This is a genomic window from Deinococcus indicus (assembly GCF_002198095.1).
GTDB classification, from domain to species: domain Bacteria; phylum Deinococcota; class Deinococci; order Deinococcales; family Deinococcaceae; genus Deinococcus; species Deinococcus caeni.
Map to the genome: position 1 here is coordinate 41,797 of NZ_NHMK01000011.1, position 21,340 is coordinate 63,136.

Below are 21,340 nucleotides of genomic sequence, written 5' to 3' on the forward strand. Positions count from 1 at the left end.
GACAGGGAAGCGGGGCCTCCGGACGGCAGTGACGGGAGGCCCCGCTTCCCTGTTCTGTGGCCTGCCCGCGTGGCCCGGCAGCGCGGCTGCGCCCCGCCCGAGTGCGCCGGGACGTACCCTGGACGGATGACCCACCCGGCCCCCACCGTTCCCGCCGACCGACCGGCCCCGACCCGCATCGTGAGCCTGCTGCCCAGCGCCACCGACCTGCTGTTCGACCTGCTGGGCGACGCCGGAATGGACGGACGGCTGGTGGGAGTCAGTCACTCCTGCGATCACCCCCGGTCGCGGGGCCTGCCCGTCCTGACGCGGTCCATCGTGGACAGCGCCGCCCCGCAGGCCGAGATCGACCGGGCCGTCAGCGACGCCGTGCGCGAGGGCCGCGCGCTGTACCAGGTGGACGGCCCGCTGCTGGACGCCCTGAACCCCGATCTGGTCGTCACGCAGGGCGTGTGTGAGGTCTGCGCGGTCACGCCCGGCACCATCGAGGCCGCCGTGCGGTACCTGCCGGGCTGCCTGCCCGCCGCGAACGTCCTGAGCCTGGAGGGCCGCCACCTGAGCGGCATCCTGGACGACCTGCGCGCCCTGGGCGCCGCCGCCGGGCTGCCGGAGCGCGCCGCCCAGCTGGCCGCGCAGGCACAGGCCCGCTGGGACGCCGTGCAGCCCGCCCAGGGCGCGCCGCGCGTCCTGACGCTGGAATGGACCGACCCGCCCTTCTACGGGGGTCACTGGGTGCCCGAGCAGGTCGAGCGGGCCGGCGGCGTGAACGTGCTCGGCGCGGCCGGAACGGATTCGGGCCGCGCGGGCTGGGCGCAGATCGAGGCGCTGCGGCCCGACGTGACCGTCGTCATGTGCTGCGGGTACGGTCTGCCGGACAACGCCGCCTTCGCCCGCGCCCTGGACCCGCAGCGGCCACTGGGGCAGGTGTGGGCGGTGGACGCGAACGCCCTGTTCAGCCGGCCCTCGCTGGGCGTGGTGCGCGGCGCCGAGGTCCTCGCGGCCCTGCTGCGAGGCGAGGCCACGCCCGGCCAGAGCGAACGCATCCGGGGCTGATCCGGACCACAACAGCGGTTTTCAGGGGTGTTGAGGGGTTCCCTCAGCACCCCTGAAACGAGCGAAGCGAGAAGCCGTCCACACCAGCGGTTGGAAGTGGAATTGAAGGGCGTGCTGTTGGCCCTTCAATGGAACTGGAAACCGCTGAAGGGAGTGGGGGAGAACGGCGCGTGCGGCGCCCGTCCTCCCCCAGCTGCTCCTGCTCCCTCCGTCGGCGGTCAGCCCAGCAGCAGCAGTGCTTTGTGGAACACCCAGCCCAGGACGATGCACACGGGGATCGTGAACACCCACGCCTGCACGATCCGGCCCGCGACCTGCCACTTGACCTTCTTGAAGCCCTTGGTGGTGCCCACGCCCATGATGCTGGTGCTGATGGTGTGCGTGGTGCTGACCGGGATGCCCAGCGCGGTGGCGCCCGTGATGATCGCGGCGGCGCTCGCCTCGGCCACGAAGCCGTCCACGGGTTTGAGGTCCACGACCTTGAAGCCCATGGTCTTGATGATGCGCCAGCCGCCCATGGCGGTCCCCAGGCCCATCGCGGCGGCGGCCGACAGGATGATCCACAGCGGCACCTGCTCGACCTGCGTGCCCAGGTAGGCGCTCAGGGCGAAGGTCATGATGCCCATGGCCTTCTGCGCGTCGTTGCCGCCGTGGCTGAAGGCCATGAAGGCCGCCGAGCCGATCTGCAGCCAGCGGAACGTGCCGGTCACGGTGCGGGGCCGCATGTGCCGCAGCACCAGCCACGACAGCAGCGCCATCAGCAGGATCGGCACGATGAAGCCCAGCGCCGGGCTGGTGAACAGACCCGTGACGGTCTTCTGCACGCCCTTGGGAATGATGATGCCCCACCCGCCGGCCGCGACGCCCGCGCCCACCAGCGAGAAGATCAGCGCGTGGCTGGAGCTGCTGGGCAGGCCCTTCCACCACGTGAACAGGTTCCAGACGATGGCGCTCAGCAGCGCCGCGCCGGTCAGTTGCAGGGTCGCGAACTCCTGCGGGACGATGGACGTGGCGATCGTCTTGGCGACGGCCGTGCCGGCCAGCGCACCCACCACGTTCAGGACGGCGGCCATGGCGATGGCCTGCGCGGGCGTCAGGACCTTCGTGGCGACCGAGGTCGCGATGGCGTTCGCGGTGTCGTGAAAGCCGTTGATGAAGTCGAAGGCCAGCGCCAGGAAGATGATGACGAGAAAACCGATCAGCAGAGGTTCCATGCAGCGGGGCCTCAGGCGTTCTTCAGCAGGATGCTTTCGACGGTCTTCGCGACCCGCTGCGCCTGATCGCTGGCGTCCTCGATCAGCGCCACGATCTCGCCGCCACGCATGGCGCGGATCATGCCCGGCACGTCGTTCACGCCGTCGTACAGGTGACGCTGCACCTCGTCGCTGATGGTGTCGCCCTGGTCCTCCAGCGCGCGGATCTCGCGGGCGATGCGGGCCAGTTCACCCAGCTGCCCCTTGTTCTCGATCAGCGGCATGCCCTGCGCCAGCAGCGCGCACTGCTGCTCGACGATGCGGGCCAGCTGCGCCATCTGCGGCAGCGGACGCTCCACGCCGTACAGGCTGAGCTTGCGCGCGGCGTCCTCCATGTCGTCCACGAGGTCGTCGAGTTCATTGTTCAGGCTGATGATGTCCTCACGGTCGAAGGGCACGATGAAGGACTCGGCGAGCAGGTTGGTGATCTCGCCGGTCAGGCGGTCCCCCTCGTGCTCCAGGTCACGCACGCGCTTCACCTTGGCGTCCACGTCGGTGTAGTTCTCCAGCAGGTCCACGAGCGCGGTGGCGGTGGCGTGGGCGTTGCGGGCGGCTTCAGCGAACTTCAGGCTGAACTTGGGGTTGGTGGGCATGAATTTAGACAGAACCATGACAATCCTCCTGATTGTCCGCCCGAATGTCATGGAAATGTCAGGCCGGGCGGTCAAGAACAGGCGGGAGGGCCACTGTGGTCACCTCCCGCCGTCGAAGCTTCAGTGTACCGGGTTCAGGGCAACTTGAGGGGTTGCGTGAACGTGGCGCGGCAGGAGGCGTAGCAGTCGGTGATGGTGTTCGCGCCGGCCGGGGTGCTCCTGGCGTCGGGGATGATGTCGCCTGCGCCGTAGCCGTCCCCGCCGAAGATGCCGCCCATCAGGCCGATGCCGGCGGCGGGTCTGCCGCTCAGGCCCAGCGCCGTCCAGGGAATCGCGAGTTCCACGGTCTGTTCGGGGGCCGCGCCGCTGCTGGCCTGCAGGTAGTCGGCGGCGTTCACCTCGGGCGTGGCGGTGTCACTCTGCACGAGGCGCAGCTGGGCCTTCTCGGTGCCGTAGCGGGCGATGAAGGCATTCACGCCGTCCACCTGACCGCCGAAGGTCGCGGCGCGTTTCCAGGCGTCGAAGCTGTCGGCCTGTTTCGCGCCGCCGGGCGCGGTGTCGAGGTACAGGATGGCGCTGTTGCCGTCCACCCGGTACGTGTACGCGAGGTACAGGTACTGGGCGTCGCGGTCGGCCCGCAGGCTCAGCCAGTTGTTGTTCGCGCCGAAGGTCCCCTCGGCGGGGCTCTGCACGCTGACGGCGGGAGCGGTCCAGTCGCTCAGGTCGCCGTCGATGGTGTACTTCGTGCGCAGGTCGCGCGCCAGATCGATGTTCGCGTCCTGCGCGGGTGCGGTGACGCTCCGGGTGCCGTCCAGGTACCCGCCAGCACTGGCCTTCAGGGTCTGCGCTCCGGCGGGCACGCGCAGGGTGTAGGTGCCGTCCGGGAAGGTGACCGCGTAGTTCAGGGCCGGGTTGGCGCTCGTGGCTTCCACTAGGGCGCCGCCCAGGTTCTGCCCGCCGCCCGTGACGCGCCCGGTGACCGTGGCGGCCGGGACGGGCTGCTCGGTGAAGTCGTACGTGCCGCTGTAGGCGTTGCCGTTCGTGCCGACCACGTAGGCGCGGTCACCCTGGCCTGGCGCCTCGTACCCGCCGTTCTTCGCGCCGGCGCTGTCGTTCCCGAACTTGAACTTCACCTCCCGGAACAGTGGCAGGTCGAGGCTGGTCTTCCACACGCCCGGCGTGTCCTGGGTCATGGGGTACTCGATCTGGCTGCCGGTGTCGAAGCGGCGCAGTTCGATGGGGCCGTTGCCCTGCGTGCGGGCGTCCACGGTGAAGGTCACCTTGGCGGTGTTCTTGCTGCCCGGCGTGCCGGTGGCCGTCACGCCCCGGCTCTCGGCCCCGGCGCTGTCCACCGTGACCACGCGGAAGGTGGTGGTCACGTCGTTCGTCAGGCCGCGCACCAGGAAGCTGCCCTGCGTGGCGGGAATGGGCGCGAAGTTCACGAGGCGCTCGGCCCCTCCGGCCGTTTTCACGTACACGCGGTACCCGGCGACCTTCGCGTCGGCGCCCGGCGTCCAGGCGAGCTGCGCGGCGCTGTCGCCGGCCTTCACGGTCAGGCCCGCGACCTCGGGCAGCGCCGGGTTCACGGTGCCGGCCGCGCCAGAGCCGCCGGGCGCGGTGACGGCCAGCACGCTGCGGGCGGGCACGCGGCCCACCAGTTTGCCCCCGCTGACACTCAGGGTGTTGGTGCGGCCCGTCACCTCGGTCAGGGCGGTGCCGGAGAAGGTGCCCAGCAGCGGAATCCCGCCGCCACTCAGGCTGCCCAGATCAAGTTCCGTGTCGCCGTTGTTCACCACAAACACCACGGGCTGCCCGGCCACGCCCCGCACACCGCTGATCACGCGCCGGTACGCCAGGACGGGCGCGCCGCCGTTCGGGCGCCAGAGTTCCTGCTGCGCGCCGCGCGTCAGGGCGCGGTACTTGCCTCGCGCGGCGGCCAGGGCGCCCAGGCGCTCGTCGAGCGTGCTGCCGCCCAGGCGCGTGAAGTCCATGGGTTCGCGGTTCCCCTGTCCCAGGGCGTTGCCGTACGGGTCGCCCAGTCCGGCCTGCGCGATCTCGGTGCCCTGCCAGACGCTGGGCGTCCCGCGCGAGAGGTACATGGTGGACAGCGCCATGTCCAGGCGCTCGGCGGCCTGCGCGGCGCTGCCGCCCCGCTCGGTGACCTCGCTGACGAAGCGGCGCACGTCGTGGTTGTCCACGAAGGTCGTCAGGCGCGTCGGGTCGCGGTACGCGCCGTCCTGCGCGAACACGTCCGCCACGCGGTCCAGGTTGCCGCCCGCGCCGCTCATCTGATCCTTGAACGCGAAGTACAGCGCGAAGTCGAACACGCTCGGCGCGCCCAGTTCGTCCATGAACCGCGCCAGGAAGGCAGGGTTGCCGTCGAAGACCTCACCGACCGACCAGACCCTGGCCGGGTCGCCCACGCCGCCCGCCGCGAAGAACTGCTTCCAGTATGCGTCCGGGACGTGCTTCATGGTGTCGATGCGCAGGCCGTCGATGCCGGTCGTGTCGCGCCAGTACTTCACGAAGTCGTTCAGGTACGCCGTGACGGCCGGGAGGTCCTGCTTGAAGTCCGGCAGGCCCGCCAGATCGCAGTCGGTGGTCTTGTTGCTTGACGCGTCGCAGTCGGCTTTCGTGTTGAACCACTCGGGGTTCGTCTTCGTGAGGGTCGCGCCGTACCCGGCGTGGTTCACCACGATGTCCTGAATGACCTTGATGCCGTTCTTGTGCGCCGCAGCGATCAATGCCCGGTACTCGTCCAGGGTCCCGAGGTGCGGGTCGATCTTCCGGAAATCCTCGGCCCAGTACCCGTGGTACCCGGCGAAGGCCTTGCCCTGGTTGGGACCGTCCCCGACCGGGATGGCCGGGACCTGCAACACGACCGGCGTGATCCACAGCGCCGTGAACCCCATGCGCTTAAAGTACCCTTCCTCGATTTTTGCTTTCAGGCCTGCAAAGTCGCCGCCCTGCCATGCCAGGGGGTTGGTGCGGTCCGCGCGGTCCCCGGCGTCGCGGTTCGGGCCGTTGTCGTTGGCGGGGTTGCCGTTCGCGAAGCGGTCGGTCATGGCGAAGTAGATGACCTCGTCCTGCCACGCGCGCGCGCCGGTGCTGGGGGCTTTGAACAGACTGCAGGCCGACAGGGACAGCGTGAGGGCTGCCAGGGCGCCGGCGCGCCCGACCATATGGAAGCGTTTCATGTAGGCTTTCATTGAAAGCGGAAGCGCTTCCGGAAGTCAACCTTCACCGTTCGCTCACGCGGCAAGCGCGCTGACAGTCCGCCCGGCAGGGCCTGCCTACCCTGGGCGGCATGAAAGCCACCTGGAACGGCGTCACCATCGCCCAGTCCGACGACACCGTGGTCGTCGAGGGCAACCACTACTTCCCCGCAGGCAGCGTCAACCCCGAGTACCTGCGCCCCAGCACCACCCACACCACCTGCCCCTGGAAGGGCGAGGCCAGCTACCACACCCTGCACGTGAACGGCCAGGACAACCCCGACGCCGCGTGGTACTACCCCACCCCCAAAGACGCCGCACGGCAGATCGCGGGCCGCGTCGCCTTCTGGAAGGGCGTGACGATCAGCGCAGACTGAAACGGACTCCGGTTGAACGGCTTATAGAGCTACTCAATCCCGAGAGTCTGCACGACTGCTGGAATCGTGTGCTGTACGACCTCGAGGCGGGGCGGCATTCTGAAGGGCGCCTCGCGCCGTATGGAAACGGAAACGCCTGCACTCGACTACAGTGCAGTCGTGACCCAGGCCACCGTCCCCACCGCTATCCTCGACGGCCTCTTCATCCATGTGCGTGACCTCGAACGCTCGGCGCGGTGGTACTCGACCCTGCTCGACCTTCCAGTGGACGAACAGGCCCTGAACCGCGACTACTACACGTTGAACGCGCCTCACGAGCGCCCGTGGATCACCCTGGATGCCCACGCCAATGACCCGCACTTCACGTTCGCTCCGGCACCTCACCCCATCTGTTCATTCGTGACGGCGGACCTGGATCTGGCCCGCGAACGCGTGCTGGCACTGGGGGGTCAGGCCGATTCGATCAGGGAGGTACACCCAGGCTTGCGCGCGCTGCGGGTGATGGATATGGATGGCAACGCCCTGATGCTCATAGAACGTGCAGAATGATGTCCTGATCGATGAAAATTCACGGAGAGCCGTGCCGCCCGGAACCGCCTGATCCGAGCGGGGGCAAAACGGGTGCCGGTCGGGCAGGCGCAGAACGCCGGGAAGCGTGCGACCGGCGTCAGGCGAGCAGGGGCCGGGGCGCGCCGCTCTCGGAGGCCGCGCCGCCCAGCAGCACGCGGTTGTGGCCTTCCTCGCCGGCCCGCAGGGCGTCCTGGGCCGCGTGAAGCAGCGAGGCGGCGCTGTCGTGCTCGAACGGACCGTGGAAGGCCAGTCCGATGCTCACGGTGGGATTCACGCCCTCCAGCGGGCGGGACGCGACCCGCACGCGCAGGCGTTCGCAGGCGGCGCGCGCCGCGCGGGCGTCGGGGGCGCGGAGCACCACCACCAGCTGGTCCGGGTTCAGGCGGCCCAGCAGGTCCTCGTCCCGCAGGGCGCCGAGGGTCACGCGCGCCACGTGCGCCATCAGCCGCTCCGTGAAGCCCTGCCCGCGCTGCGTTCCCAGCGCCGTCACGTGATCCAGTTCGATCACGGCGACCCCCAGTCCTTCCGGGCGGCGGCGGAACTCGCGGGACAGGGCGTTCTCGACACTCCAGCGGTCCGGCAGGCCCGTCAGGGCGTCCCGGCCGTCCGGCAGGCCCTCACCCAGCAGGTCGCGCCGCATCAGGCCCAGGGTGCGCATGACGGCGCTGTGCTGCCCGGCCAGCAGCAGCAGCGACGCCAGCAGCATCTGACTGACCGCTCCCGCCGCAGGGGACGTGACCGACCCGGCCGGGCCGAGCACGAATGCCAGCAGCAGCGCCCCCGACGCGCCCAGGCCCACGACGTTCAGCGGCAGGCTGCCCTGGCGGCCCAGGGTCCACAGGTGCGCGGCCAGCAGCACCGGCACCCACGGTCCCACCCAGACCAGTGCGCCCAGTTGCAGCGGTTCCGGCAGCCGGAACAGCACGAACCACAGGTGAGCCAGCAGGTACGCCCAGCTGCCCAGCAGCGTGGTCAGGTGCAGCGTCCGTACCGGGACGCGCGGGTTGTGCAGCGCCGCCACGACCACGGCGATCAGGCCGGCCAGCGCCGGGAGTGCCACCCGGTCGAAGTCGCTCATGGGCAGCGAGGCCATGCGGATCAGCAGGGCGCCCAGCAGCAGGATCAGCAGCCGCCGGTTGGCCGCGCGCCGTTCCGACGAGTCCTGATCGGCCCTCCCGGTTGGGGGCGGACGGCGGGACGTGGCGGGGTGCAGGCGCATGCTGAGAAGCAGTGCAACACAGCCACTCTCACTCTGACCTGACAGTCACCTCGGGCCGGTGGGGGGGGTGGGGGGAGTCCGGGCGTCCGGTCGGGGCGGTCAGCGGGGTGCGGCGACCCGCACGCCCGCTTCCTCCAGCGCCGCCCGCAGCCCGCGTGCCAGGGCCGCCGCCTCGGCGCCGTCGCCGTGCAGGCACAGCGTCCCGGCCGGCACCAGGACCTCCTCGCCCGTCACGGCGTGCGTGCGGCCCTCGCGGGCGATCCTCACACCCTGCGCGGTGGCGTCCGGGGCGGGCAGCAGCGCGCCGGTCTGACCGCGCGGCCACAGGCTGCCGTCCGGGGCGTACCCCCGGTCCGCGAAGCCCTCGCCGACCGCGCGCAGGCCCAGGGTGGCCGCCTCGCGCAGCATCACGCTGCCCTCGCCCGCCAGTCCGAAGTACAGGCCGACGCCGCTGTCGGCCGCCGCGCGCGCCACCGCCCGCGCCAGCGCCGCGTCACGCACGGCCATGTTGTACAGCATCCCGTGCGGCTTGACGTGGTTCAGCCGCACCCCCTCGCGCGCCGCGACCGCTTTGAGCGCCTCGATCTGCTCGCGCACGAAGGCCGTAACCTCGTCCGGCGGGAAGTGCAGTTCGCGCCGCCCGAACCCCTCGCGGTCCGGGAATCCCGGATGCGCCCCGGCCGCCACCCCGAACCGCGCCGCGAGCCGCAGCGAGTCCCGCATGGTCCCGGCGTCCCCGGCGTGGCCGCCGCAGGCGATGTTCGCGCTCGACACGGCCGCCATCACCGCTTCCTCGTGCGCGCTGCCCTCGCCCAGGTCCGCGTTCAGGTCAATCTGCATGACGCCCAGCATAGAGCGCCGGCCCGGACCACGCCCGCAGCGACCCTTCCGCCTGCCGCAGCGCCCGCTCCTGCGCGTGCAGGGCCGCGCGGGCGTCCGGCAGCGGCACGGTCCGGAAGGTCACGCGGTCACCGGGCCGCAGTTGCCCCAGCCGGGGCAGGTCCGCACGGATCACCACGAGCGGCGTGGGGTACCCGCCGTGCGTTCCGGCGTCCGGCAGCAGCAGGATCGGCCGGCCGTCCGGCGGGAGCTGCACCATGCCCGGCACGTTCGGCACGCTGACCCGCCCCGGATCTTGCGGGGTCGCCACCGGCCCTTCCAGCCGCACGCCCATCCGGTCCGCCTGCGCGCCCACCGGGAACGCCCGGCCCAGCAGTGCCGCCGCCAGCGGGCCGGTCAGGTCGGGCGTGGCGGTCACGCGCAGCACCTGCTCAGGCCCCAGCGGCGTGTGCAGGTCCGGCGCCACGAACGCCCGGCGGGGCGTCAGGGGCGCCGCCGCGCCGACCGTCAGGAGGTCGCCGGCCCGCAGCGCCCGGCCCTCCAGCCCCCCGAAGCCGCCGCGCAGGTCGGTCGAGCGGCTCCCGAACACCTCCGGCAGGTCCAGGCCGCCGCGCACCGCCAGGAACGCCCGCGCCCCGACCGGCGTGCCCCCCACCCTCAGCGTCTGACCGGCCCGCACCGCCACCGCCCGCCAGAGCGGGAAGGGTTCCCCGTCCAGCTGCGCGTCGAACGGCGCCCCGCACAGGCTGACCAGCGCCGCCCCGTGAAAGACCAGCGTGGGACCGCCCAGCGTGACCTCCAGACCCGCCGCGCCCCCCGCGTTCCCGACCAGGGCGTTCCCCAGCCGCCGCGCGACCGGGTCGGCCGCGCCGCCCGCCGGGACGCCCAGCGCCCGCACCTGCCGCCCGGCGTCCTGCACGGTCGTCTGCAGGCCGGGCCGCCGCACCTCGATCAGGGGCACCCCGATCAGGGCCGCGCCGCTCACGCGGACTCCGGCTGGCCGGCCGGGACCGCCTCGAAACGCACCCGGTCCCCCGCCCGCCACGGCACCGGTTCGGGGCGCGACAGGTCGAACAGGCGCAGGTCCGTGCGCCCCACGATCCGCCACCCGCCGGGCGTGGCGCTGGGGTACACGCCCGCCCACGGCCCCCCCAGCGCCACGCTGCCCGCCGGCACCCGTTCACGCGGCGCGTCCAGGCGCGGCATCCGCAGTCCGGGCGGCAGGCCGGTCAGGAACGCGAAGCCCGGCGTGAACCCCAGGAACGCCACCTCCAGCGGCGCGGCGCACAGCGCCTCCACGAACGCGCCCTCGCTCAGGCCCGCGTGGGCGGCGCACCACGTCAGGTCCGGCCCGCCCCGCCCGCCGAAGCGCACCGGAACGGCCAGCGTCCGCGCCGCCCCCACCCCGGCGGGCGCGGTCAAGTCCAGGGCCGCCAGCCGCGCCCGCAGCGCCGCCTCCAGGTCCGCCGGGTCCAGGCGCAACGGATCGAACAGCAGCGTCAGCAGGTGCAGCGCCGGAACGACCTCCTGCACGCCCGGCAGGGGAGAGTCCCGCAGCGACGCCAGCAGCGCCCGCGCGCCCGGCGTGCCCACCGCCAGCGCCGCGTCCCCCAGCCGCGTGAAGGACACCTCTGGACCCGCTCCGTTCATGCCCGCATCATCTCACGCGCCGCCCGGTACGCTGGACCGCACATGACCACCCGTTCCCGCCGCGTCCGTGCCGTCGCCGTCCAGCCCCGCTGGCACGCCACCGACTTCGTCACCGCCGACGCCTTCCGCCGCTGGATGCGCGCCCAGCTCGAAGAGGCCCGCCCGCACCTCGCCCCGGACCGCCCGAACCTGGTCGTCCTGACCGAACTGAACGGCCTGCCGCTCGTGCTGCGCGGCGGCGGCTGGGCGCTGCGCCTGCGGACCTTCGAGCGGGTGGCGCTGGCCCTGTTCCTGACCCGTCTGCCCCGCACGCTGCCGGTCCTGCTGCGCGACCGCGTGTCACCCATCCGGGCGCTGCAACTCGCAGGCACCGACGAGAACACCGCCCTGTACCTGCACACCTGCCGCGACCTCGCCCGCGAGTACGGCGTGTACCTGTGCTGCGGCAGCGCCCCCATGCCCCGCTACACCCGGCGCGGCGACCGCCTGACCCGCGCGCCCGGCCTCCTGACCAACCAGACGGTCCTGCTCGACCCGCAGGGCGAACTGATCGGCGTGACCGACAAGATCCACCTGACCCCCGACGAGCAGGGCGGCGGCGTGGACCTCACGCCCGGCGATCCGGGCGAACTGCGCGTGTTCCCCACCCCCGCCGGGGATCTGGGCGTCGCCATCAGCCTCGACGCCTTCCGGCCCGACGTGATCGGTTCCCTGGAAGCGCATGGCTGCACCGTCCTGCTGCAACCCGACGCGAACGGCTCCCCCTGGACCGCCAGGGAGGGCCTGCCGCCCGACCCGGCGAACCTGCGCGACCAGCCGCTCGCGTGGCTGGAAAGCAGCTGGCAGGTCACGAGCACCACCCGCATCCGCTACGCCGTGAACCCCATGGTCGTCGGGAACCTGCTGGACCTGACCTTCGACGGGCAGAGCGGCATCACCGGCCCGCACGACGAGGCCCCCCACCCGCGCAGTTACGTCATGACCGACCCCCGCCCCGGCTTCCTGGCCCTGACCCCCTGGGTCGAGGACGGCCCGCCCGAACAGCTGCGCCGCACCGGACAGCAACTCGCCGCCGGCAGCGGCCACCCGCGCGAGAACGCCTACCGCACCGACACCCTGCACGCCGACCTGACCCTGCCCCCCACCACCCTCACCGCGCCCGCCCCCACCCCCCACGAGGACGCCCTGCGCGCCCTGCTGCGCGGCGAGGCCCGCCCCGCCCGCCCCCGCGCGTGGCTCTGGGCGCTGGCCGCCCTGCCACTCCTGGCCCTGCCCCTGCTGCGCCGCCGCCCCTGACCCTCATTTGACAGGACGCGCCCCCCCTCTTATACTTCCCCTCGCGCCTGAGTTCAGCACAGGGCGCGCCCCGCCACGCAGGGGGGGTTGGCCGAGTGGTTGAAGGCAACGGTCTTGAAAACCGTAGTAGGGCAACCTACCGGGGGTTCGAATCCCTCACCCCTCGCCAAAACATGACAACCGGACTGGAGAGGTGGGTGAGTGGCTGAAACCGCACCCCTGCTAAGGGTGTATACCGCAAGGTATCGAGGGTTCGAATCCCTCCCTCTTCGCCACCATTCAACGCGCCACACGTTGAATACAGCACAACGGACGTGCCCGTAGCTCAGCTGGATAGAGCGTCTGACTACGGATCAGAAGGCCAGGGGTTCGAATCCCTTCGGGCACACCACCACAGAACCCCCGCCCCGCGCGGGGGTTCGCTGTTCTATCCCCCAGAGGCGAAAGCTGGACGCCGGCTGACCACTGTTCCCGACCCCCACGTCCCCCCACTTGCAATTTCCGCCCGGACCCGGTAATCTCTTTCGGCTGAGCAGTGAGCAATCGCCGACAGCACAACGTGCCCGTAGCTCAGCTGGATAGAGCGTCTGACTACGGATCAGAAGGCCAGGGGTTCGAATCCCTTCGGGCACACCACAGGCAAGACCCCCGCCGCGGCGGGGGTTTTCCATTTCATGCGGATCCCGTTTGTTTCGCCGGTAATCCAGTGAATTTCCGGATTGTCGGCTCCATGTCCGGAACCCGTGTTGCTCTCACTCTGCGGAGCAGCGCTACGAGTCGTTTCGCTCGGATCGAACGGGCTTTACAGCCCATTCAATCGGAGTCCATCAGACGGACTCCGGACAAAAACCGCTGCCATGCCAACTGCACCGTGAAAGCCGTAGTGCTCAAGCCTGACTCAACAGGTGACAATAGGTTTGCAGGTCACCCACGTAAATTTCCGAAGTCAGCTCGTCTCCCCCCAGCGCAATGGCTGGATTCAGGCAAAAGCAGGTGGTGGCGTTAATACGGTTGCCTTCCTCCCACATCTTCTGATGACGCGCGAACAGGACATCATCCTCTATGTACTCTGCCTCGCTCAACGTCATGATGGCGGTGTAGAAGGATTCCGCAATGAGCATCAGTGCTTTGTGATTCGGCGAGAAGAAGAAGAAATGGCCGCCTGGATCGAACAGGTGAAAGTCGCCGAAAGAAGTCCGCGCGAACGGAATCAGGCTCCGGTCAAGGTCAAACATCGGCACAAGCCAGCTGCTTTCCTGCGGATTGACCAGCCATACGAAGCCGTCTTTGCGAGAGCCGAAGCCGACTTCCTGCCAGAACATCTGCAGGAACTCTGGATACCCGCGTGTAGAGTTGGCATCAGGCCGCGCTGCGTCGGCGACATTCCCGAACTGCTGGTGAAAGTAACTGATGGCCTCATAATCCAGCGTCATACGGACTCCGATGGCGGTGGTGTTCGAAAACCGCTCCATCCGAGCGGCTTACAGGTCATTCAACTGCACTACCAGGGTCACGGCTACCATCCTGCCGGTGACGGCGACATTCACCTTTCAGAGCGTCGCGCCCCGCAGCAGCGGCAGTTGCCGGGTCTGGTCGCCCGTCAGGCCGGTGGCGTGTTCGAGGGCGGTGACGGTGCGCTCGAGTTCACGGGCGAGGTCGTGCAGGCGCGGGCGGGTGCGCGTGGCGGGCGCGGCGAGGTACTGGTCGCTGAGCAGCCGGTAGTACTGGAGGGTGCCGTCCCGTCCTTCCCGGAAGCGCCCGAAGTACCCGTCGCGCTGGTCGGCGGGCAGGGCGCTGACGTCCGCGAGGATGGTGCGGGCGTTGTGGAGTTTGTCGGACGCGCTGACCAGCAGGGCCGGGGCGGGCTGGGCGGGCAGGTGACGCAGGTACGCGGTCTTGCGCTCGGCCCAGGGGCGTTTGGGCTGTCCGGGGGGCGGGGTGTCGTCGGTGGCGCCGTCCACGAGGACCGCGACCGGCTCGCCGAACCGCCGGGCGATCTCGGCGCGCAGGTCTTCGGGCGTGCGGCCGGTGTGGGCCGGGCCGTCTTCCAGGGCGTCGTGCAGCAGGGCCGCCACGGCTTCCGGCTGGTCGGCGCCGTATTCCAGCGCGATGGACGCCACGCCCAGCAGGTGAGAGACGTACGGCACGCTGGGTGTCTGGCCGGCCGGGACCTTGCGGTACTGACCGGTGTGCCACGCGGCGGCCAGGGTCAGGGCCTCGCCGAAGGTCGGGTCGAGCGGAAAATCGGGCATGTCGGACACGATAGGGCAGGGGAGAGGTCGGCCTCTGCCCACCTGCTGCCCGGCCCCGGCGCGGCTGCCCACGGGGCCGCCCGGGCCGGTCTTCATGAGGTCCGGGTCAGTAAGTTTTATGTGAGTTCGCTGGGTTTATGGTTCAGCCACGTTGAACGGTGGGCTAGCCGTCGCGAGGAGGAACTGGAATGGATCACGGGAACATGCTCCACACCGAGTGGAACACTTCATACATTGTGCTCTCGTACGTTATCGCGTCGCTCGCTTCGTACGTGTCGCTGGAGCTGGCCGGCCGCGCCGGGCAGAGCTTCAAGAGCACCGCCAGCCGCTTCTGGCTGATCGCGCAGGCACTGGTGCTCGGGTACGGCATCTGGGCGATGCACTTCGTGGGCATGCTGGCCTATCAGGTGGACGCCGCCGCGAGCTTCAGCGTGGGCCTGACGGTCTTCTCGGGCCTGATCGCCGTCGCCATGATCTACCCGGCGCTGCGTCTGCTGCACGGCGGACCCCTGACGCCCGCGCGCCTGGGATCGGCCGCCGCGCTGGCCGGCCTGGGAATCGTCGTCATGCACTACACCGGCATGGCCGCCTACCAGCTGCCCGGCACCGAGGCGCAGATCGTGTGGTTCCCGCTGATCGCGTCCGTCCTGATCGCCGTGGGCGCCAGCGCCGTGGCGTTCTACCTGTTCCGCCTGCTGTCCAGCACCTGGGCCGAGCGTCAGCCCCGCCTGACCCTGGCCGGCGTGAAGGCCGGCGCCGGCCTCGTGATGGGCGGCGCCGTGATCGGCATGCACTACACCGGCATGGCCGCCCTGCAGTACCGCGTCGTGGACGAACTGAAGGTCGGTCTGGCCTCCAGCGGCGTGGACACTTCGCTGCTGGCGCTGCTGGTGGGCGTCGTGTCGTTCCTGCTGATCGGTCTGGCCGTCACGAGCATCCTGATGGACGCCGGCCGCAGCAGCGGCGACCTCGGCGAGATGGACTTCACCAGCGCCGCCGACTGACCCTGCCGTCCTGCCGGGCCGCGCCCCGCGCCCGCATTCCCCGTCTTCCCGTTTCGCCCGACTCTCCCGGAATGTTCCGGCTCTCCCCGCCGCCGCCCCCGGCCGCGGCCCGCAAAGGAAGTTGAATCTGCATGGCACGAATCCTGATCGTTGATGACTCCCCCGCCGACCTGAAATTCATGGAAGCCGCCCTGAACGGCTCTCCCCACACCGTGACCGCCCTGAACGACCCCAATCAGGTCGAGGCCGTGGCCGACCAGCTGCGCCCGGACCTGCTGCTGGTGGACGTCGTCATGCCCGGCCGTAACGGTTACGAGGTCGTGCGTGGCCTGCGCCGCCAGCCCGGCATGGACACCCTGAAGGTCGTGTTCGTGTCCAGCAAGGGCAACGAGACCGACGTGAAGTGGGGTCTGCGCCAGGGTGCCGACGACTACATCGTCAAGCCGTACACCCAGGAGCAGGTGCTGGGCGTCATCTCCAAGCTGCTCGGCTGATGCCGGACGCGCTGCTGGTCCGCATTCAGGGCACGCGCCTGGCCCTGCCCCTGTCGGGTGAGCAGACCATCGCCGAACTGGGACCGGTGGCGCCCCTGCCGAACGGCGAGCCGCTGCTGCTGGGCCTGACGACCGTGCAGGGCCGCGCGGTGCCGCTCGTGAACCTCGTCCCGCTGCTGCCCGCCACCGACACCGGTCCAGCCAGCGCCGCACCGGCCAGCGCGGACCCGGACCGCCTGATGGTCCTGACCGACCTGGACGGCGACCGCGTAGCCCTGCTGGTCAGCGAGGTTCTGGGCGTCACGGCCCTGCCCACGCCCGCCCCCAGCGCCGCGCTGCTGATCGACCTGCCCGGCGGTCCGCTGCTGAACCCGTCCGCGCTGCTGCTCGAACTGCGCGACTCCCTGGAACGCTGAGCCGCCTCCCCTCCCTCGTCCGCTCCTTCCCTCGCCTGCCCGCCGCCCGCTGCCCCCCCGCGCCTTTCTCCCCCCTTTTTCGGAGGTTCACCCATGCAACTCCAGTTCCAGACTGCCCGACTGTCCCGCCCTGCCCGCCCTGCCAGTGAACAGCGAGTCGGCTGGCTGGGACAACTGCGCGTGGGTCAGAAACTCTCGCTGACCGCGCTGGCGTTCGGTGTGCCGCTCACGGTGCTCGTCAGTCTGCTGCTGGCCGCCGAGCAGCGCGACATCACCTTCACGCAGCGCGAACTGACGGGCATCGCGCTGTTCGAGCCGCTCAAGGGCATCGAGACGAACGTGAACGCCTTCGTGGACAACTCGCTGGAAGGCAAGCTGGAAGAGGCGGCCAAGAACGCCGCCGCCGTGGACGCCTCTATCGCCTCGCTGGAACGTCAGGCGGACCCGATCTACCGTGAACGTATCCAGGCGTTCAAGAACGAGTGGAAGGTCCTGCCGGACTCCATCGGCACGCAGGCGGACCTGGCGATCATCCAGAACTTCCAGAACCTGATCGGTACCTACCAGCGCGGCATGACCGAGGACGCCCTGACCCAGTCCGGCCTGATGCTCGACCCGGTCGCGGACAGCTTCTTCGTGATGGACTCCACGCTGCGCGTCCTGCCGGACGTGCTGATCCGCCTGAACATCGCGTACCTGACCACCGAGGCCGGCCTGCGCGAGGGCGGCGACCCCAGCCCCTACCTGGACGTGCTGCGCCGCCTGGGCGTGGAATTCGAGACGGCCCTGAGCGCCTACAACGGCAGCGTGGAACGCGCCGTGCGCGCCAACCCCGCCCTGCAGGACACCCTCGGCAAGTCCGCGCAGGTCTTCACGGACTCGCTGACGCCCGTGATCGCTGACATCAACCAGGCCGTGGAATCCCGCAGCCTGAAGGGCATCAACATCGACAACATCGAGAACGGCGCGTCGCTCAAGGGCAGCGCGGCCCTGAACACCGGCACGCAGGCCCTGGCCGGCATCCTCCAGGGGCGTATCGACGAGTCCCGCCGCCAGCTGCTGCTGACCCTGGCGCTGGTGGCCGCCGCACTGGTCGTGGCGTTCACGCTGCTGATCCGCCTGTCGCGCTCCATCGTCAAGCCGCTGTCCTCGCTGACCCGCGCCAGCCGCGCCATGTCGCAGGGCGACCTGAACGTGCAGGTGCCGGTGCAGACCCGCGACGAGCTGGGCTTCATGGCCCACACCTTCAACAACGCCGCCGCGCAGCTGCGCGTGAACGAGCAGAAGAACGTCACCGAACGTGAAGAGGCGCAGCGCCTGCAGGGCAACATCGGTTCGTTCCTGGACGTGACCATGGACATCGCCAGCGGTGACCTGACCCGCCGCGGCGTCGTGTCCGAGGACGTTCTGGGGAACGTCGTGGACTCCATCAACGTGATGGTCGACGAGCTGGGCGCCGTTCTGGGCGAGGTGCAGAAGGCCTCGGCGTCCGTGACCGACGCCAGCCGCGAGATGCTGGGCACCACCGACCAGATCGTGCGCGGCGCCGACACCACCACCGCCGAGACCCGCCGCGTGGCCGAACAGGTACGCGCCGTGACCGACGGCTTCCGCGAGATGGCCGAGGCCGCGCAGCAGAGCGCCGAATCCGCCCGTCAGGCGCTCGCGGCGTCGCAGCAGGGTCGCGAGGCCGTGCTGGGCACCCTGGACGGCATGCAGAACATCCGCCGCGAGGTGCAGGGCGTCTCCCGCCGAATCAAGACGCTGGGCGAACGTTCGCTGGAAATTCAGGAAATCGTCGATACCATCTCGCGCCTGTCGAGCCAGACCAACCTTCTGGCACTGAACGCCTCCATTGAGGCGGCCGGTGCAGGGGCCGCCGGCAGCCGCTTCGCGATCGTGGCAGACGAAGTGCGTAAACTCGCGGACTCGTCCGCGCAGGCCACCGCGCGCATCGCCAGCCTGATCCGCACGGTGCAGCTGGAAATCACGGAGGTCGTCACCAGCGTGGAAGACGGCACCCGCGAGGTGGAACAGGGCTACCGCGTCGCCGCGACCGCCGGGGAACGCATCGAGGAACTGGGTCAGCTGGCCGCGCAGGCCGCGCAGTTCGCCGAACGAATCAACAACGCCACCAACGAACAGGTGCGCGGCGTGGAACAGGTGAACGCCGCCGTGCAGCAGATCGGTCAGGTCGCCGAGCAGTCCCACGAGAGCGTCGAGCAGGGCCGCGCGGCCGCGCAGCGACTCCAGCACCTCGCGCAGAACCTGCTGCAGAGCCTGTCGCGCTTCAAGCTGCCCAGCTGAGCCGCCCCGCTGCCCAGTCGCACAGCCGCACAGTCGCACAGCCGCCCGCCCCCCTGTCGCCCTTCACGCCCCCTGAGAGGAATCCTGAGATGACGTCCGTCCCCTACAACCCGGTCAGCCTGGACGCGGACCTGATCGCCACGTACCTGCAGGACGCCCGCAGCGTCACGGCCGGAATCGAGGACGCGACCGTCGACCTGTGGGTGCCCGCCACGCGCCTGCAGGCCATGGAGACCCTCTGGGTGCTCGGCCACCGCCTGCAGGGCACCGCCGGCCTGTACGGCCACCCGCAGACGGCGGCCCTCGCGGGCCTGCTCGAACGCCTGATGGAAGGCCGCGCCAGCCTCCCGGAGGCCGCCGTTCCGCCCATCACCGAGGTGCTCGAACCGGCCGTCACCTGCCTGAACGCCGCGCTCGACCGCATCGAACGCGGCCAGGGCGAGGGTGACGTCGGCCTGATGTTCGCGCAGCTGGGTGGCCCCGCGCGGGTCAGCGCCCTGCTGCGCGACTTCCCCTTCGAACTGCGTGCCCGCGAGAGCCGCGACCAGACCCAGGAGGAGCAGCCCTTCGCGGTGCTGAACGCCCCCATCTGGGAGGACTTCGGGCCGGAAGCGGCCGAACTGACCGCCGCGCTGCGCCAGGGGTTGATGGCCGACACGCCGGACCTGACGGCCCTGTTCCGCGCCGCGCACACCCTGAAGGGCAGCAGCGCCATGGTGGGGTTGCAGGACCTCGCGGACGCCGGGCACGCCCTGGAAGACCTGATGTCCAGCGCCCGCGAGGACGGCATTCCGCTGGACCGCGCCCTGCCGCTGCTCGAGGACGGCCTGAACGTCGCCGAGGCCGTCCTGGCCCACGCCGAGGGCCGCCTGCCGTCCCAGACGCACCGGGTGCAGGCCTACCGCGCCAGCGTCGCGGCGCTGCTGGGCGGTCAGGCGCCCGCCCTGCCGGTCCCGGCCGCCACGCCCGGCGACGCGGTCCGCCCCGAAACCCGCCTGAGCGTGCGCGTGGACAGCGCCCGCCTGGACGGCATGCTCGACGACGTGGCCGGACTGGTCGCCAGCCGCGCCCGCCTGAACGGGCTGCTGCTGCGCCAGCAGGGCCTGGCCCGCAGCCTGGACGCCGCGCACGAACGCGTGCAGCGCACCGTGCGTGACTTCGAGGAACGCTACCTGAACCCGAACCTCACGCCGGGCGGCGCGGCGGCCCCCGGCATGACCGGCCCCGGCCCGACCCGCCCCACCGGGGACCTGCAACTCCAGGACCGCCTCGCGGACTTCGGGGCGCTGGAACTCGACACGTACGACGACCTGAACATCCTGGCGCGCGCCGTGACCGAGCTGAGCGCCGACCTGACCGAGATCCGCGCGCAGAACGCGCAGGCCATCAGCGCCCTGGGCGACGAACTGACCGGCCTGGAAAAACTGACCCGTCAGCTGCGCGTGGAACTCAGCCGCGCCCGCCTGCTGCCGGTCAGCCGCGTCACCGCGCCCCTGCACCGCTGGGCGGGCCGCCGCGACGACCTGACCCTCAGCGTCCACGGCGAGGACAGCCTGATCGACGCGCAGCACGCCGGCCCGCTCGGCGAGGCGCTGCTGCACCTGCTCACGAACGCCGCCGTACACGGCGCGCAGCCACCCCAGGAACGCGCGGCGGCCGGCAAACCCGCACGGCTGCAGGTGAGCGTCACCGCCCGCGTCGCCGACGGCCACCTGAGCGTCACCGTGCAGGACGACGGGCGCGGCCTGGACTTCGCGGCGCTGCGTCAGCGCGCCCTGCAGTCCGGGCACGCCAGCGCCGGCGAACTCGCCGCGTACACCGACGAGCAGACCGCGCAACTGGTGTTCCTGCCGGGCCTCAGCACCGCCGGGCAGGTCACGCAGGAAGCCGGGCGTGGCGTGGGCATGGACGCCGTGCGTGACGCCATCGCCCGCCTGGGTGGCCGCGTCACCCTGAACAGCCGCCCCGGCGAGGGCACGGCCATCACCCTGCACGTCCCGGTCGCGCAGCAGATCACGGACGTGCTGGTCATGCGGGTCGGCACGCAGCGCGTCGCGGTCCTCGCGTCGCAGATGCAGGGCATGAGCATCCTGGACGGCGAGGCGCCCGCCGGCAGCGTCGACCTGAACGACCTGTGGGGCGAGACGCCCGACACCGTCCGCTACGTCGCCCGCATCGCCCTGAGCGGCGCCGGCACCCTGCACGTCCTGGTGGACGAATTCCTGAAACTCGAGGAAATCGTGCTGCGCCCGGCCGGGAAGCTGCTCGGCAGCCTCGGGTACCTGAGCGGCACGACCACCCTGAACGACCCCTCCGGGCAGGCGTTCCCGGTCGCGATCCTCGACCCGGCCGGACTGGCGCAGGCCAGCGCCCAGGGCGTGCGCCGCGCCGCCCGCCCGGCCGTGGCCGCCCCGGACAGCGCGCACATCCTGCTCGTGGACGACAGCCTCAGCGTGCGCCGCCACGTGGGCCGCAGCCTCGAACGCTTCGGCTTTCAGGTCACGACCGCCAGCGACGGCCAGGAAGCCCTGGAACGTCTGCTGGCCGGCCAGCGCGCCGACCTGCTGCTCAGCGACCTCGAGATGCCGCGCATGAACGGCTTCGAACTGCTGCGCGCCGTCCGCAGCAGCCCCGCCCACGCGACCCTGCCGGTCGTGATCATGACCACCCGCGCCGGCGAGAAACACCAGCAGCTGGCCATGGAACTCGGCGCCAGCGACTACCTCGCCAAACCCGCCGAGGAACGCCTGCTGCAACGCCGCCTGAACGCCCTGCTGCCCGCCGGGAAGGTCCGCGCGTGA

General features: G+C 70.8%; 18 protein-coding genes and 4 tRNA genes. 13 read left to right on the forward strand and 9 right to left on the reverse strand.

Annotated features, from left to right (window positions below; genetic code table 11):
* Window positions 1–126 precede the first annotated feature (126 nt).
* A complete protein-coding gene (locus tag CBQ26_RS08335) occupies window positions 127–1,053 on the forward strand; it encodes a TroA family protein (protein WP_088248191.1) in 927 nt (308 codons plus the stop codon).
* A 218-nt stretch (window positions 1,054–1,271) separates the two neighbouring features.
* On the opposite strand, the gene CBQ26_RS08340 is transcribed toward CBQ26_RS08335, so the two are convergent.
* The 3 genes from CBQ26_RS08340 to CBQ26_RS08350 form a co-directional block, all read right to left on the reverse strand.
* On the reverse strand, window positions 1,272–2,267 hold the full coding sequence (locus CBQ26_RS08340; protein WP_088248192.1) for an inorganic phosphate transporter: 996 nt from the start codon (window positions 2,265–2,267) through the stop codon (window positions 1,272–1,274).
* 11 nt (window positions 2,268–2,278) lie between these two features.
* The gene (locus tag CBQ26_RS08345; RefSeq protein WP_088248193.1) at window positions 2,279–2,917 is read right to left on the reverse strand and encodes a DUF47 domain-containing protein; all 639 of its coding nucleotides are present in this window, start codon (window positions 2,915–2,917) and stop codon (window positions 2,279–2,281) included.
* A gap of 116 nt (window positions 2,918–3,033) precedes the next feature.
* Window positions 3,034–6,096 carry an alpha-amylase family glycosyl hydrolase gene (locus CBQ26_RS08350; protein WP_088248421.1) on the reverse strand — a complete coding sequence of 1,021 codons (3,063 nt, stop codon included), beginning with the start codon at window positions 6,094–6,096 and terminating at the stop codon, window positions 3,034–3,036.
* 110 nt (window positions 6,097–6,206) lie between these two features.
* Between CBQ26_RS08350 and CBQ26_RS08355 the strand changes: the two genes are divergently transcribed.
* Both CBQ26_RS08355 and CBQ26_RS08360 read left to right on the forward strand, forming a co-directional pair.
* A complete protein-coding gene (locus CBQ26_RS08355) occupies window positions 6,207–6,491 on the forward strand; it encodes a DUF427 domain-containing protein (protein WP_088248194.1) in 285 nt (94 codons plus the stop codon).
* Between the two features lie 159 nt (window positions 6,492–6,650).
* Window positions 6,651–7,040 carry a VOC family protein gene (locus tag CBQ26_RS08360; RefSeq protein ID WP_088248195.1) on the forward strand — a complete coding sequence of 130 codons (390 nt, stop codon included), beginning with the start codon at window positions 6,651–6,653 and terminating at the stop codon, window positions 7,038–7,040.
* 118 nt (window positions 7,041–7,158) lie between these two features.
* Here the strand turns inward: CBQ26_RS08360 and CBQ26_RS08365 are convergent, their stop codons facing one another.
* The 4 genes from CBQ26_RS08365 to CBQ26_RS08380 form a co-directional block, all read right to left on the reverse strand.
* Window positions 7,159–8,280 carry a GGDEF domain-containing protein gene (locus CBQ26_RS08365; RefSeq protein WP_088248196.1) on the reverse strand — a complete coding sequence of 374 codons (1,122 nt, stop codon included), beginning with the start codon at window positions 8,278–8,280 and terminating at the stop codon, window positions 7,159–7,161.
* Window positions 8,281–8,379: 99 nt separating this feature from the next.
* Window positions 8,380–9,120 (reverse strand): 5-oxoprolinase subunit PxpA, encoded by a 741-nt coding sequence (gene pxpA, locus CBQ26_RS08370; protein WP_088248197.1) that lies wholly within the window; start codon window positions 9,118–9,120, stop codon window positions 8,380–8,382.
* Window positions 9,110–10,105 (reverse strand): 5-oxoprolinase subunit C family protein, encoded by a 996-nt coding sequence (locus tag CBQ26_RS08375; RefSeq protein WP_229844082.1) that lies wholly within the window; start codon window positions 10,103–10,105, stop codon window positions 9,110–9,112. The genes pxpA and CBQ26_RS08375 overlap by 11 nt, the downstream gene beginning before the upstream one ends.
* A complete protein-coding gene (locus CBQ26_RS08380) occupies window positions 10,102–10,770 on the reverse strand; it encodes a 5-oxoprolinase subunit B family protein (RefSeq protein ID WP_088248198.1) in 669 nt (222 codons plus the stop codon). Before CBQ26_RS08380 ends, CBQ26_RS08375 begins: the two co-directional genes overlap by 4 nt.
* A gap of 42 nt (window positions 10,771–10,812) precedes the next feature.
* Here CBQ26_RS08380 and CBQ26_RS08385 point away from each other — a divergent pair, with 42 nt between their 5' ends.
* The 5 genes from CBQ26_RS08385 (at window position 10,813) to CBQ26_RS08405 (ending at window position 12,702) form a co-directional block, all read left to right on the forward strand.
* A complete protein-coding gene (locus CBQ26_RS08385; protein WP_088248199.1) occupies window positions 10,813–12,066 on the forward strand; it encodes a nitrilase-related carbon-nitrogen hydrolase in 1,254 nt (417 codons plus the stop codon).
* Between the two features lie 81 nt (window positions 12,067–12,147).
* Window positions 12,148–12,235: transfer RNA gene (locus CBQ26_RS08390), tRNA-Ser, on the forward strand.
* Window positions 12,236–12,253: 18 nt separating this feature from the next.
* Window positions 12,254–12,341, forward strand: a tRNA-Ser gene (locus CBQ26_RS08395).
* A gap of 39 nt (window positions 12,342–12,380) precedes the next feature.
* Window positions 12,381–12,457 (forward strand) — tRNA-Arg (locus CBQ26_RS08400).
* A 168-nt stretch (window positions 12,458–12,625) separates the two neighbouring features.
* Window positions 12,626–12,702: transfer RNA gene (locus tag CBQ26_RS08405), tRNA-Arg, on the forward strand.
* Window positions 12,703–12,953: 251 nt separating this feature from the next.
* On the opposite strand, the gene CBQ26_RS08410 is transcribed toward CBQ26_RS08405, so the two are convergent.
* Together CBQ26_RS08410 and CBQ26_RS08415 are read right to left on the reverse strand one after the other, a co-directional pair.
* Window positions 12,954–13,499, reverse strand: coding sequence for a GAD-like domain-containing protein (locus tag CBQ26_RS08410; RefSeq protein ID WP_172417994.1), 546 nt, complete (start codon window positions 13,497–13,499; stop codon window positions 12,954–12,956).
* 117 nt (window positions 13,500–13,616) lie between these two features.
* Complete coding sequence (locus tag CBQ26_RS08415) at window positions 13,617–14,318, reverse strand: HD domain-containing protein (protein WP_088248201.1); 702 nt, start codon at window positions 14,316–14,318, stop codon at window positions 13,617–13,619.
* Window positions 14,319–14,554: 236 nt separating this feature from the next.
* Between CBQ26_RS08415 and CBQ26_RS08420 the strand changes: the two genes are divergently transcribed.
* The 5 genes from CBQ26_RS08420 to CBQ26_RS08440 all read left to right on the forward strand — a co-directional run bounded on the left by CBQ26_RS08420 (window position 14,555) and on the right by CBQ26_RS08440 (window position 21,340).
* On the forward strand, window positions 14,555–15,322 hold the full coding sequence (locus CBQ26_RS08420) for an MHYT domain-containing protein (protein WP_172417995.1): 768 nt from the start codon (window positions 14,555–14,557) through the stop codon (window positions 15,320–15,322).
* A gap of 131 nt (window positions 15,323–15,453) precedes the next feature.
* Window positions 15,454–15,816: a response regulator gene (locus CBQ26_RS08425; RefSeq protein ID WP_088248203.1), complete on the forward strand. Its 363-nt coding sequence runs from the start codon at window positions 15,454–15,456 to the stop codon at window positions 15,814–15,816.
* Window positions 15,816–16,232, forward strand: a complete 417-nt coding sequence (locus CBQ26_RS08430; protein WP_088248204.1) for a chemotaxis protein CheW — start codon at window positions 15,816–15,818, stop codon at window positions 16,230–16,232. The genes CBQ26_RS08425 and CBQ26_RS08430 overlap by 1 nt, the downstream gene beginning before the upstream one ends.
* Before the next feature lie 93 nt (window positions 16,233–16,325).
* Window positions 16,326–18,539, forward strand: a complete 2,214-nt coding sequence (locus CBQ26_RS08435) for a methyl-accepting chemotaxis protein (RefSeq protein WP_244898008.1) — start codon at window positions 16,326–16,328, stop codon at window positions 18,537–18,539.
* An 89-nt stretch (window positions 18,540–18,628) separates the two neighbouring features.
* Window positions 18,629–21,340, forward strand: a complete 2,712-nt coding sequence (locus CBQ26_RS08440) for a hybrid sensor histidine kinase/response regulator (protein ID WP_088248205.1) — start codon at window positions 18,629–18,631, stop codon at window positions 21,338–21,340.

What these genes read in the sequence shown, in the direction of transcription:
- CBQ26_RS08440 (WP_088248205.1), top strand. Translation starts at nt 18,629, where the DNA reads ATGACGTCCGTCCCCTACAACCCGGTCAGCCTGGACGCGGACCTGATC.
- pxpA (WP_088248197.1), bottom strand. Translation starts at nt 9,120, where the DNA reads ATGCAGATTGACCTGAACGCGGACCTGGGCGAGGGCAGCGCGCACGAG.
- CBQ26_RS08430 (WP_088248204.1), top strand. Translation starts at nt 15,816, where the DNA reads ATGCCGGACGCGCTGCTGGTCCGCATTCAGGGCACGCGCCTGGCCCTG.
- CBQ26_RS08335 (WP_088248191.1), top strand. Translation starts at nt 127, where the DNA reads ATGACCCACCCGGCCCCCACCGTTCCCGCCGACCGACCGGCCCCGACC.
- CBQ26_RS08355 (WP_088248194.1), top strand. Translation starts at nt 6,207, where the DNA reads ATGAAAGCCACCTGGAACGGCGTCACCATCGCCCAGTCCGACGACACC.
- CBQ26_RS08345 (WP_088248193.1), bottom strand. Translation starts at nt 2,917, where the DNA reads ATGGTTCTGTCTAAATTCATGCCCACCAACCCCAAGTTCAGCCTGAAG.
- CBQ26_RS08365 (WP_088248196.1), bottom strand. Translation starts at nt 8,280, where the DNA reads ATGCGCCTGCACCCCGCCACGTCCCGCCGTCCGCCCCCAACCGGGAGG.
- CBQ26_RS08410 (WP_172417994.1), bottom strand. Translation starts at nt 13,499, where the DNA reads ATGACGCTGGATTATGAGGCCATCAGTTACTTTCACCAGCAGTTCGGG.
- CBQ26_RS08425 (WP_088248203.1), top strand. Translation starts at nt 15,454, where the DNA reads ATGGCACGAATCCTGATCGTTGATGACTCCCCCGCCGACCTGAAATTC.
- CBQ26_RS08350 (WP_088248421.1), bottom strand. Translation starts at nt 6,096, where the DNA reads ATGAAACGCTTCCATATGGTCGGGCGCGCCGGCGCCCTGGCAGCCCTC.
- CBQ26_RS08385 (WP_088248199.1), top strand. Translation starts at nt 10,813, where the DNA reads ATGACCACCCGTTCCCGCCGCGTCCGTGCCGTCGCCGTCCAGCCCCGC.
- CBQ26_RS08435 (WP_244898008.1), top strand. Translation starts at nt 16,326, where the DNA reads ATGCAACTCCAGTTCCAGACTGCCCGACTGTCCCGCCCTGCCCGCCCT.
- CBQ26_RS08380 (WP_088248198.1), bottom strand. Translation starts at nt 10,770, where the DNA reads ATGAACGGAGCGGGTCCAGAGGTGTCCTTCACGCGGCTGGGGGACGCG.
- CBQ26_RS08415 (WP_088248201.1), bottom strand. Translation starts at nt 14,318, where the DNA reads ATGCCCGATTTTCCGCTCGACCCGACCTTCGGCGAGGCCCTGACCCTG.
- CBQ26_RS08340 (WP_088248192.1), bottom strand. Translation starts at nt 2,267, where the DNA reads ATGGAACCTCTGCTGATCGGTTTTCTCGTCATCATCTTCCTGGCGCTG.